The 13,572-nt window shown below is 32.3% G+C and carries 9 protein-coding genes; 7 read left to right on the top strand and 2 right to left on the bottom strand.

The genetic code is table 11. The features are described from left to right. The first annotated feature begins 190 nt into the window (after positions 1–190). The 5 genes from PQF96_RS11030 to PQF96_RS11010 all read left to right on the top strand — a co-directional run bounded on the left by PQF96_RS11030 (position 191) and on the right by PQF96_RS11010 (position 5,748). Positions 191–2,326: a serine hydrolase gene (locus PQF96_RS11030; protein WP_271766120.1), complete on the top strand. Its 2,136-nt coding sequence runs from the start codon at positions 191–193 to the stop codon at positions 2,324–2,326. Positions 2,327–2,576: 250 nt separating this feature from the next. After that, entirely contained in the window at positions 2,577–3,020 is a 444-nt protein-coding gene (locus PQF96_RS11025; RefSeq protein WP_143915156.1) for a hypothetical protein, read from the top strand. Between the two features lie 211 nt (positions 3,021–3,231). Beyond that, positions 3,232–4,218 (top strand): VPGUxxT family thioredoxin-like (seleno)protein, type 2, encoded by a 987-nt coding sequence (locus PQF96_RS11020; RefSeq protein ID WP_271766118.1) that lies wholly within the window; start codon positions 3,232–3,234, stop codon positions 4,216–4,218. Between the two features lie 180 nt (positions 4,219–4,398). Continuing rightward, positions 4,399–5,166, top strand: a complete 768-nt coding sequence (locus tag PQF96_RS11015) for a hypothetical protein (protein WP_271766116.1) — start codon at positions 4,399–4,401, stop codon at positions 5,164–5,166. Between the two features lie 9 nt (positions 5,167–5,175). Further along, positions 5,176–5,748: a YdeI/OmpD-associated family protein gene (locus PQF96_RS11010; protein ID WP_143915154.1), complete on the top strand. Its 573-nt coding sequence runs from the start codon at positions 5,176–5,178 to the stop codon at positions 5,746–5,748. Positions 5,749–5,754: 6 nt separating this feature from the next. On the opposite strand, the gene PQF96_RS11005 is transcribed toward PQF96_RS11010, so the two are convergent. Beyond that, positions 5,755–6,483, bottom strand: coding sequence for a LytR/AlgR family response regulator transcription factor (locus tag PQF96_RS11005; protein WP_109434627.1), 729 nt, complete (start codon positions 6,481–6,483; stop codon positions 5,755–5,757). 1 nt (position 6,484) lies between these two features. Beyond that, positions 6,485–7,555: a sensor histidine kinase gene (locus PQF96_RS11000; RefSeq protein WP_271766115.1), complete on the bottom strand. Its 1,071-nt coding sequence runs from the start codon at positions 7,553–7,555 to the stop codon at positions 6,485–6,487. A gap of 187 nt (positions 7,556–7,742) precedes the next feature. On the opposite strand from PQF96_RS11000, the gene PQF96_RS10995 reads away from it, so the two are divergent. Both PQF96_RS10995 and PQF96_RS10990 read left to right on the top strand, forming a co-directional pair. Then, positions 7,743–10,160: a TonB-dependent receptor domain-containing protein gene (locus tag PQF96_RS10995; RefSeq protein ID WP_271766114.1), complete on the top strand. Its 2,418-nt coding sequence runs from the start codon at positions 7,743–7,745 to the stop codon at positions 10,158–10,160. A gap of 90 nt (positions 10,161–10,250) precedes the next feature. Beyond that, positions 10,251–13,568, top strand: coding sequence for an amidohydrolase family protein (locus PQF96_RS10990; protein ID WP_271766113.1), 3,318 nt, complete (start codon positions 10,251–10,253; stop codon positions 13,566–13,568). Positions 13,569–13,572 lie beyond the last annotated feature (4 nt).

Genomic DNA, 13,572 nt, shown 5'->3' with positions numbered 1-13,572 from the left:
AAAACTTCTTGGGTTTTCTTATTTGGTTCTTAGTTAAAACAGTTTAAAACATAACTATTTTTGTATAAATCGATTAGTTGCATAACAAAACTGTAACATTTTTTAAATCACAGTATCTATAGAAAAGGTAATGTTATTATGCATTACCTTTTTAAAGAATGTAGTTATTCATTTTAAAAAACTAATCGCAATGGGTTTACACTTTAATTCTCTTACTCGTCTATTCAATCATCAATTAAACGAACATACAAATATTCCAATCTTTTTTACAGTGCTAATCACACTATTATTCACCAATGTGATTTTTGGTAGTTCAACACCAACAAATACATCTTCAAAAGATTTGGTTACAATTTCTAATGGGGCTATTGCTTATGCATATCCCATTTCTAATATTAAAATTGACGGAGATATTTCTGACTGGCCTACAGACCTGGAACGTTATCCTATCAATAAATTTCCATATGGTGGTGATCTTAAAAATAAAAATGATTTTGATGCATATTTCAATGTGGGATATAACATTTCAGAAAAAGCATTATACGTTATTGTTGTTGTCACTGATGAATCTCATGTTGTTGACACATCTGATGAATCAGATTGGAATACACAAGACAGTTTTAATTTTTACATAGATGAACAACACTCTCCTAATGGATCTGGTGTTGATTTGTATCAGTTTAGCGAACATTACAAAGATACTAACGATCAATCCGTGAGTTGGGATCCATCAAAAAAGGAAACCAGCTGGGATAACATAGAAATTATATCTAAGCGAAAAAGCACTACGACTATTTATGAGTGCAAAGTGAAGTTAAGCAATACCATAAAAGTTGGTAAATCAATAGGGATTGACCATGTATTTATCGATAAAGACGCAGATGATGATAAGAACTCTAACTCCTTTATCGCCTGGGGAAATGGCGGAGGAAAAAGTAGCGCTCCTGGAAGATTAGGAGATGTAATTCTAATGAAGGAAAAAGAAAAAACAGGTACAATACAAGGAAAAATTGCATGGAAAGATGCAAAACTAAAGAAATATCCCAATCAAATTCGATTTACTGCTAAAAACAACTCTGATCTTTGGGTACAAACAGCAGTGGATTCAATGGGCAATTATACTTTGGATATTCCTACAGGTGAATACATCATCTCTCCTGCAAAAAAACTATTCTACTCAGATGAAAGTCAATTTAGAGATGAAAAATTAGTTAGAATTAACACTCAAAATGATAATAGTAATGTAACCGTAATTGCTAATAAAACAATAGATGCTCCGGTTCTTCAACTTTCTGTAGTCCCTGATCCTGACATAATACCAGAAAAAGGAATATTACATGATTTTGACACAAACAAAACAGTAATGGTCGATAAGTTTATTAATACATATCAAGAGCATTATCAAATCCCTGGAGTTTCACTCGCATTAATCAAAGATGGTAAAGTTGTATACCATAAAACGTATGGAGTAAAAAACACACTTACTAAAGAAAAAGTAGATGATAAAACATTATTTGAAGCTGCCTCTATTACCAAACCTGTTTTTGGTTTTGCTGTTATGCGATTAGTAGAACGAGGAATTATTAATTTAGATAAACCTTTATATGAATACTTACCTTTTGAAGATATCGCACATGATGATCGATATAAATTGATCACGGCACGTCATGTCATGTGTCATAAGACAGGATTTCCTAATTGGGCATGGATGAATGAAGATGGTAAAATAGATATAAAATTTACTCCCGGGACAAAATATCAATATTCTGGAGAAGGTTTTGAATACTTAAAAAGAGTTGTTGTTCATATTACAGGTAAGGATATAAATACAATACTCAAAGAAGAAGTATTAACTCCATTAGAATTAGAAAATACTTACTTTTCAAAAAATGACTATCTGGCAAAAGTGGTCTCCAATGGGCATTTTGATAACCTACCCTCTCAAACTACTTTGCCAAGTAATCCTGGTATGGCTTGGAGTATGCATACCGAAGCTAAAACATTCACTAATTTCTTATTAGGATTATCTGATAAAAAAGGGTTAAAAGCTGAAACATATCAGGAAATGTTTAAAGTACAGACTGAGATACCCAAAGATGAAAAGGATACCAGATCAAAAGAATGGCAAGACTATTTTGGTTTGAGTATCCACATGCAAAAAACCCCATTTGGCCCCAGTTTTGGTCATGGTGGTAATAATGGAGACTTTAGATGCCTTGCTGTAATGTATCAGGATTTAGATATGGGATTCGTAGTTTTTACGAATAGTAATACAGGAGAAATACTACATGATGATCTTGTAGAATATTTGATTACAGGTAAGTAACAGAAGAAAAAACTATAATAATTTTCTATAATCGATCACGATCATAAAAACCTTATGTATGATATGAATCGTATACTTATCTTTTGTTTAATTTCTATCTTACTCCTTGGATGCCAAACAAAGAACCAAAATAACCTGTAAAGAATTTGAACAATTAGTTTATCTAATATCACAGGTCGAAATGATTTGCAACCTTGGCGCAACCATCATATAAATAATGCATCTAATAATTAAATTAAGATACTCAACTGTGAAAAAAATAATATTTACTGTATTCTCTATCTGTATTCTATTCTCTTGCTCAAATGATGATGAATCGACAACTACAGAATTTGATGCTAAGCAATACCCTCAAAAATGGCAATTAATCGAAATGACTGGAAGCATTGCCAATGTTCCTCCAACTAGAGGAAATGATATGGAATGGCAAGAATACTATATATTACAATCCAACAAAACGTTTATTAAATCAAGAGAGGTTAATTCGGAAATAACTGAAGCAACAGGTACTTATAAATTTATAACACTATCAGATGATACTTATATCGAATTATTATATCCTTCGAATAATATCCTCATAGGAAATTGTACAGCAGAACACAAAGAACTAATTAGAGTTAATACAAACGACAAATTAACAGGAACCTGGGCAGCCTGTGATGGTCCAGGTTTGTTTTATCAAAGAATTGAATAAGGCTAATTATTATATTTAAACTTGATGTCCCTATTTTAGGGACATTTTTGTACATACAAATCTGTACTCTATGCCTTCCCTCCCATTTTATTATAAACTTATGGTATATACTGTGAAAAATAGATAATTCTTCATAAATGTTGTAAAAAACAAAACAAAATAACGACATAGTACATAAGCATATTATAGAATAACTCTCAAAATTTCATCTATGATCGATACTTTTTTAAAACATGCTTTATATATAATGCTCTCTGTTTTTTGTATGCATGTAAGTTCACAAGAAAAAACATCTCCAAAAAATCAAAGTATAGAATTAGGGAAAGTAAGCTGGTATAGAGATTATGACACTGCAATAGCATTAGCAAAAAAACAAAAAAAAGAAGTTCTTATATTATTTCAGGAAGTTCCGGGGTGCTCTACCTGTAGAAACTATGGACATAATGTTCTAAGTCATCCTTTAATGGTTGAGGCCATAGAAGATTTATTCATTCCTTTGGCAATTTATAATAATAAAGGAGGCAAAGATGCACAAATTCTAAAACGATATAATGAACCAAGTTGGAATAACCCTGTAGTAAGAATTGTTAATACAAAAGGTGAAAATATAGTAAAAAGAGTAGCACGTAATTATTCTTCAATTGCACTTTATAATGCTATGGAAAATGTATTAAAAAGTCAAAAAAAACATATTCCAGAATATATGAAGTTATTGGGATCAGAACTTGCCTCATCGCAAAATAATAATATTAAAGAAAAATACTATAAAATGTATTGTTTCTGGACCGGAGAGAAACATTTAGGTAATGCCAAAGGTGTATTAACTACAGAACCAGGGTTTATTGGTCATAATGAAGTTGTAAAAGTAAAATACGACGAACAATTAATAAACAAGAATGAACTAAATGCGTATGCTAAGCAAGTAGATTTTTATCCAATTCTTAATGATGGATCTTATCATATTGCTTCAAAAGATCGTCAATACTATTTACAACATACAGATTATAAATATTTACCTTTAACCGAATTGCAGAAAACAAAAATTAATAGTGCCTTAGGAAGTAAGAAATCACCTAAAAAATATTTGAGCCCTAAACAAATAATCTGGCTCAATCAAATCAATAATACGAATACAAAAAAAGAAGTATTGTATAATAAAGATTTCGCATCTGCCTGGGATAGAAAAAACAACAAATGATTCTATCATGTTAGGGAATAAAAGGTTTTCTATGGTAATATAACAAATAGCTATTATCTCTTTAAATATCCTTAAGTATTTGAACCATGATTTAAGATATTTTTATACTTCTTCATCCCCTCTATATACGATAAACTTTATTATTTTTAGCTTAGATAATACAACAAAACACCAATCATCATGATTAAGAAAATAATATTAGTTCTTTTTGTGACCTTTTTTAATTTTAACTCGTTTGCAACTCCAACTAAAATAATGGTACGAGCTAAAGCCAAGGATGCCAAGTTTATTGGTAATTCTATAGGAGGTGCTTATATCATTATACGTAATCAACGTACTGGCGAGATTCTTTCTCAAGGCAAGACCAAAGGAGGAACTGGAGATACTAGCCTTATCATGAAAACACCAAGAGAAAGAAATATCAATATTACAGATGATAAAACTTCTGGTTTTTTGGCTGAATTAGATATATCAGAACCTGTTTTTGTAAGTATAGAAGTATTTGCTCCTATAAATAAAAAACAAGCTACGGTATCAGGATCAACTACACTATGGATAATCCCAGGAAAAGATATATTAGGTGATGGTATTATTATTGAAATCCCGGGTTTTGTAATCGATATTTTAACCCCCAGAACACATCAGTTTATTTCGCTAAAATCCATTGAAGAAAAAAGTATTAGTATACAATCCAACATTGTAATGATGTGTGGTTGTACGATTAGCGATGGTGGGCTTTGGGATGCAAATCAAATAGAAGTAAAAGGAATATTAAAAAAAGATGGTACTAAAATACAGGAGATTCCTCTTAAAGTAAGTTCTCCAAATCTCTTCGAAAGCTCTATAAATGTTGATTCTACAGGGAATTATGAACTTATTGTATATGCATATCACCCAAAGACCGGAAATACCGGAGTTGACAAAGTAAATTATATTATAACTCCCTAATATATTCGTATGGATAAACCAGAACTATATTTTAAAAACGATAAAGAGTGGCGTGCATGGCTCCATGAAAACTATAATCAATCTCAAGGGGTATACTTAATTCTTTATAAAGTAGAAAGTAAACAACCCAGCATGCGTTGGGAAGAAGCAGTCAGAGTTGCTTTATGTTATGGTTGGATTGATTCTACCGTTAAAAGGTTAGATGATCTACGTCGTAGACAATATTTCTGTCCGCGTAAGCCTAAAAGTATTTGGAGTAAAGTCAATAAGACTCATATTATAGATTTAATTAAAAACAATTTAATGCATGAAAGTGGATTAATGAGTATAGACACTGCAAAAAAAAATGGTTCATGGATTGCTCTGGATGATGTCGAAGACGGTATTATTCCTAAAGATCTAAAACATGCATTTGTTCAAAATCCAAAAGCCTTCAAGAATTATCAAAACTTTGCAAAAGGATATCGCAAAAGTTATCTCTATTGGCTCTATAACGCAAAACGTCAAGAGACCCGTGATAAGCGAATTGTAGAGATTATTAAATTTTGTGAAGCTAATATAAAATCAAGAGGGAATTGGTGATATCCTTTAAAACATTAATCGTTTTATGTTATCCATATATCCTCGACTAACCCGCACCACTTCATCATTTTGCATTACGACATCGTAGCTCTTGGTATATTTATTTAACTCTTTTACTTTATTTAAATTAATAATTGAAGAACGGTGCACCCGGATTAAAATCGCGTTATCTAATTTTTCTTCTAATGCAGAAATGCCAAAATTACTTAGATATACCCCTGTATCTGTTATTAATTTAGAGTAATCTCCATAGGCCTCAATACGTATAATATCTTCTACAGCTATAGTAATTAACTTACTTTGAGACTGTACAAGTATTCGCTCGGGGTATTTTGGTTGATCCATTAATAAGCTTTCTGCCAAAGGCCTAATCTTATTTTCACCTGTATATGAATTTAAACGTTCTATTGCTACCTTAAACCTTTCCTTGGTATATGGCTTTAATAAATAATCGATTGCATGTACATCAAAGGCTTGCAATGCATATTTGTCATATGCAGTAGAAAAAATAATCTGAGGAATTTCATCAATATGAGTGAGTACATCAAATCCAGTCATTCCCGGCATTTGTACATCCATAAATACAAGATCTGGCTTAAACTCATTAATCATTTTAACCGCATCAACTCCATTATTAGCTTCTCCTAACAAGATCAACTCTGGGAAATCAGCTAGATATTCTTTGATGAGTTTCCTTGCTGCAGCTTCATCATCTATAATGATTACCTTCTTCATTTTATATAGTAAAATTAATTTTTAGTCCTTGTGGTATATTATCACTTAACTTAAGCGTAGAATTATACATTTTTTCCAAACGCATTCTGGTATTAGTTAGTCCAATACCTTTTCCGTATACTTTTCCTTTGTCTTTAATACCAATACCAGTATCCCCAATCTCAAAATGAAGTTTATCTTCTTTTTTGAATATTGAAATAGATATTTCACCTCCTTCTATCAGAGAAGCAAGACCATGTTTAATAGAATTTTCAACCAGTGGTTGTAATAGCATAGGTGGTATTTTTTCTTCCAGCACATCTTCTGCCACGTCAATCTTTATTTGAAGACGTTCTTCGAAACGTTCTTTTTCTAGTGTCAAATATTTTTTTACAAAATCTAATTCCTCCCTTAGAGGAACCTTTTCAACTTGAGAGGCTTGTAACTGATACCTAAACAAATCTGATAATTCTGCTATCAAATGTCTAGTCTTTTCATTTTCAGGGGGTACAGAAGCACTAATTGTGTTAAATATATTATACAAGAAATGTGGATTTAATTGAGCCTTTAATGCTGATAATTCACTTTTTAAGGCTGCAGCACGTAATTCACCTTCTAATTCTATTTTTTTTTGATTATCAATATGATACTGGTACGAATGAAATATTCCAAACTGAAGTATATAAAAAAGCGCAGGAATATAGAAATCCCATGTTCGTCCTGCTCCATCCAAATAGAAAAATCCAAATATATCACTTATGGAATAGTACAATTGCTGCCATACAATGATAAAAGACGGTAATAACACAATATGCAATAATAGCTTACTTTTCATCGACCAATTCTTTAAAACCCTAAAAAGAAGCCACCAAATAGGAATAGTAATAATAAGTTTCAGTAGATAATCTAAACCACCATCATCGATAAAATTAATAAGGTCGAATAAAGAATCCTCCTCTTTATTATACCCTTCTCTATTCGCCCATATCGCTAAGTGATATGCAAATGCGAAAAACACATAAATTGCAACAAAGGCAATAAGTTCTACCGTTCTGATGCCAAAAACTTTTCTTTCTAAAAATGGTTTTCTCATAATTATGTATTATCGTATACAAAACTAAAACTAATACATTTCTCCTTTACATATATTTCGACGAATTGTCTTATTTCCAGACGAGTTGTCTTTTCCCATTTAACGGGACAATAGTCAACTCATCGGTTTCTACATGACTAGTATTGTTTCATTTTTCAAATTTGTCGAAACAAAAAAATAATCAATCATGTACGGAAAAAGTAATAAATTTATTCTAATTATTGTTCTTGTGTTCTTATCGATGAACATAAGTAAAGCACAAAATACAATTAAAGGTGTTGTTCTGGATGAGCAATCAAAACCTGTTGATGCTGCCACAATATCTCTTATTCGATCTTCAAACAAAGAATTCATTACGGGAGTAATTACCAATAACAAAGGAGAATTCAATATTGAAAACATTAAAGATGGAACTTATCAGGGTATTATTTCAAGTCTTGGTTTTACAGACTACACTACCGCTCTGATTACAATACAAGGCGAAGATGTAGATTTAGGAAGAATTAGTCTTGTTATAAAAACAGAAAGCCTCGACGAAGTTACTGTGGTTGCAGAAAAACCAATCGTACAAGTCATGGCAGATAAGACTGTTTTTAATGTACAAAACACATTAAGTGCCAGCGGAACATCTGGTTATGAGCTTTTGCGTAAGGCCCCTGGTGTTATTGTAGATAATAATGATAATCTTATTGTAGAAGGAAAAACCGGAGTTTTAATATATATAGACGACAAACCTTCTGTACTTAGAGGAGAGGATCTCACGAACTATTTAAAAACCATTCAATCCAGTGATGTAGAAGCTATAGAGATTATTACACAACCATCATCAAAATATGAAGCCGAAGGAAATGCAGGTATCATCAATATTAAATTAAAAAGAGATAAAACTCTCGGTACAAATGGTTCTCTAAGTGCAGGTATTACCTATGGTGACTTTGCTCGATATACCAGTTCTGTTTCCTTTAACACCAGGAATAAGAAATCAAACTTCTTCGGAACCTATAGTAATCGTTTTGGAAAGAGTTTTAGTTTTATTGATCTGTTTAGAACACAAAACAATACTATTTTTGATGCCAAATCAGAAACTGTAAATGATAATAACAGTAATAATCTAAAACTAGGATATGATTACTTTGCTAATAAAAAATCTACTTTTGGTATTATTCTTACCGGAAATTTTAACAATGTAATATCAGATACTGATTCCAGAACACCAATTATTCGTCAAGGTAATAGTAACCCCGAGCAAGTTTTAATTGCAGGTAGTGATTCTGATACACAAACCAGTAACCTATATGCCAATGCAAACTACCGTTATAGCGATACCCTGGGATATAGTATGAATATCGATTTGGATTATGGACAATATAATAATGATCGAACAAACTTACAGCCTAATCAATATTTTAACGGAGATGAAACCGAATTACAAAGCGAAACAACCAATTTTTTTAGTACTCCGATAGACATTACTATTTTTACTTCAAAAGCAGATTATGAACAAAATTTTCTTAAAGGAAAATTGGGACTTGGTATTAAATATTCTAATATAGATACTGAAAACGGGTTTGATTTTTTTGATAGAATAAGTGGTCAGGATATTATTAATCTTGATCAAAGTAATGATTTTACATATGATGAAGAGATATATGCTGCCTATTTTAATTACAATCGTAAATTCAAAAAAATTAATTTACAATTTGGTCTACGTGTAGAACAAACAAAATCGGACGGGCAGTTATTTAGCCGTCAGGATACAGGCGATGATAGGGTTAAAAGAGATTATACTGATTTTTTTCCTAGTGGTGGTATTACTTACCAAATGAATCAAAAAAATTCTATTGCATTAACCTATAGTCGAAGAATACAACGTCCTAATTATCAAAACCTAAATCCTTTCGAATTTAAACTTAATGAATTATCGTTTAGAAAAGGAAACCCGTTTTTACAACCTCAATATACAGATAATATAAAATTATCACATACACACAATTATAGATTAACAACTGCTATAAGTTATAGTTTTGTAGGAGATTATTTTGCACAAGTAACTGAAGCACAAGGCGAGGATCAAAATTTTATAATCACCAGAAATGTAGCAGACCAAAAAATTATTAACCTTAGTATATCTTATCCTACCAAAATTAATAACTGGTGGAGTGTATACTATAGTCTTAATGCATATAGAAGTATTTTTGAAGCCACTAATCAAGATTTTGTTTCTGTATCTCAAAATACCTTAAGTCTATATGGTCAAAATACTTTTTCATTGCCAAAAGGTTATAAAATGGAAATCTCTGGATGGTTTAATTCTCCATCTATCTGGGGAGGGACTTACCAAATTAAAAGTTTAGGCTCCTTAAATCTAGCCTTCCAAAAACGTTTTTTCTCTGATAAATTGACTGCCCGCTTAGCATTTAATGATATTTTATACACCTCTCCCTGGCATGGAGATACACGATTTGGAGATCTATCAATACGAGGTAATGGAGGATGGGATAGTAGACAGGTTCGTTTTAATTTGACGTATAACTTTGGAAGTAAAGAAGTAAAAAAATCCAGAAAGCGTAAAACCGGAATTGAAGATGAAAAAAATAGGATTTAGGATTCCTTTAGTTACTAAAATTGCATTAACAACACTTTAAGATATTTTATGTGATAAATCCTTATTTTCGGATTACATAAACTACGAATCATGCACAAACACATTATCTCTTTCTTGATATTGGGATTATTAATTGTAACAACTACTCAGGCTCAGAAAGACAAAAAAGACAAAAAAGATAAAAAAGAAGAAGAAAAATGGGATGTTTCTAATCCCAAAGGAGAATTTAATTATAAAGACCACAAATTTAATACTGATGAAGGTACCTGGATGAATCTAGATGTAAGTCCAGATGGAAAAACCATTATTTTTGACCTTTTAGGGGATATTTATAGTATCCCCTTTTCTGGAGGAAAAGCAAAAGTATTACGTACAGGAATTCCTTTTGAAGTACAACCACGTTTTAGTCCAGATGGAAAGAAAATTTCCTTTTCCAGTGATGCAGGAGGCGGTGATAATATATGGGTGATGAACCGAGATGGTAGTAATGCAAAACAAATTACTAAAGAAAGTTTTAGATTATTAAACAATGCTACCTGGATGCCTGATGGTAATTATCTTATTGCAAGAAAACATTTTACTTCTCAACGTTCATTAGGTGCTGGAGAAATGTGGCAATATCATATCACAGGTGGTTCTGGAATACAGCTTACCAAAAGAAAAAATGACCAACAAGACGTCAATGAACCCAATATCACTCCTGATGGTAAATATATGTATTACAGTGAAGATATGTATCCCGGTGGATTCTTTCAATATAACAAAGATGCCAACAAACAAATCTATGCTATTAAAAGATACGATTTCGAAACTGGGAAAACCATAACAGTTACAGGAGGGCCAGGAGGAGCAGCGAGACCACAAGTATCTCGAGATGGAAAGAAATTAGCATTTATAAAAAGAGTACGAACAAAAACTGTATTGTACATTCATAACCTGGAAACAGGAGAAGAATGGCCTATTTATGACAAACTTAATAAAGATCAACAACAAGCCTGGGCAATTTTTGGCACCTATCCTAATTTTAGCTGGACACCTGATAATAAAGAAATTGTTTTCTGGTCTGGCGGGAAAATTAATAAAATTAATATTGAGACTCAGGAAATAGCTAATATTCCATTTTCAGTAGATGCCAACATTAAAATCGCAGAGACATTACATTTTAATGCTCCGGTATCTCCAGATGAATTTACTGCAAAGGTAATTCGTAATGTAGTAACTTCTCCCGATGGCAAAACACTGGTATTTAGTGCTCTTGGGCAATTATGGAGTAAACATTTACCCAAAGGCAAACCTCAACGGCTTACAACTCAGTCTGCTGATTTTGAATTCGAACCTAGCTTTTCTACTGATGGACAATATATCGTTTATGTCACCTGGAATGATGAGAATTTAGGCGGAATAAGTAAAATTCCATTGTCAGGAGGAACACCTGCTAAGCTTACGACAAAAAAAGGGATTTATAGAACCCCTGTATTTAATTCTACCAATAGTTTGATCACTTTTAGGAAAGAAAATGGAAATAGTGATCAAGGATTGAGTTTTACAAAAAACACAGGGATATATACTATGTCTTCTTCTGGAGGTATTGCAAAGTTAATAACAGATGAAGGTGAATATCCTATGTTTTCTGCTAATGGAAAAAGGGTTTTTTATCAAACTGGAGGTACATATTTTGGGAGTCTTACAAAGGAACTAAAATCTGTGGATTTAAACGGAAAGGATAAAAAAACACATGTCAAATCCAAATATGCAAATCGATTAGTACCTAGTCCGGATAACAAATGGATAGCATTTACGAATTTACATAAAGCTTTTGTAGCTCCTTTGGTGATCAATGGAAAAGAAGTAGATCTCGATAATAAATCTAAATCTGTACCCGTATCTCAGATTACTAAAGATGCAGGTGTAAATCTTCATTGGTCAAAGGATAGTAAAAAAGTATTCTGGACATTAGGTGATGAATATTTTTCTAATGATATAAAAGATCGTTTTACATTCTTACCTGATTCTCCTGAAAAAGTTGGTGATATTACGGATAATGGGATCAAAATTGATTTAAAAGTAAAAACCGATGTACCACAAGGTCGAACTGCATTTACTAATGCCAGAATAATTACAATGGAAGGCGATCAGGTCATAGAAAATGGTACAATCATTATAAGAAATAACCGTATTGAAAAAATAGGTGACGTTTCTGAAATATCTGTTCCTGGAGATGCAAAAGTATATGATGTAAAAGGCAAAACGATTATGCCTGGTATTGTAGATGCTCATGCTCATGTTGGAGGATTTAGATACGGATTAACAACCCAGAAGCACTGGCAATTATATGCGAACCTTGCTTTTGGAGTAACCACATCTCATGACCCTTCTGCCAATACAGAATCAATATTTACCATGTCTGAAATGATACGAAATGGTCAAATGGTAGGTCCTCGCCTCTACTCTACCGGAATTATTTTATATGGTGCAGATGGAGATTTTAAAGCTGTCGTAAATTCATTAGAAGATGCACGATCTTCAATCCGTAGAACCAAGGCGTTTGGAGCCAAATCTGTAAAAAGCTATAATCAACCTCGAAGAGATCAACGTCAGCAGGTAATACAAGCAGCCAGAGAACTTCAAATCAATGTTGTTCCAGAAGGAGGTTCTACCTTTTATCATAATATGAGTATGATTATGGATGGACATACCGGAGTAGAACATAATATTCCTGTAGCACCTGTATATAAAGATGTAAATGAATTGTGGAAAAGAAGTAAGACAGGATATACTCCAACATTAATTGTAAACTATGGAGGTATGAATGGAGAATATTACTTCTATCAAAAAGATAATGTTTGGGAAAATGAAAAATTACTTAAATATACCCCCAGAGCTATTGTTGACGCACGTGCTAGACACAGAACTATGGTACCAGATGAAGAATATGAAAACGGACATATTCTTGTTTCAAAAACCTGTAAGGCTTTAAGTGATGAAGGAGTAAAGGTTAACTTGGGAGCACATGGTCAATTACAAGGTCTTGGAGCACATTGGGAATTATGGATGCTTCAACAAGGCGGAATGACAAACTTAGAAGCTTTAAGAGCCGCAACCTTAAATGGTGCACAATATATAGGAGCTGGAAACGATATTGGTTCCCTTAAAGAAGGAAAGTTAGCAGATTTAATTGTATTGGATAAAAACCCTTTAGAAAATATTAGAAATACTGAAACGGTAAAATATACCATGGTCAATGGTAGGTTATTTGATACGGATACCATGAATGAAATAGGAAATACTACCAAAAACAGAAGTAAATTCTGGTGGGAGAATGCGAACTATAGTCAAGCTTTTCCTTGGCATAAAGAATCTCAAAGTTTTATGCGCCCAGGATGTGGTTGTCATATCGGACATAATTAAAAAA

The organism is Aquimarina algiphila (assembly GCF_947494415.1).
GTDB lineage: Bacteria > Bacteroidota > Bacteroidia > Flavobacteriales > Flavobacteriaceae > Aquimarina > Aquimarina algiphila.
Note: the sequence above shows the minus strand (reverse complement) of the source record. Positions and strands in the feature narration are given on the sequence as shown.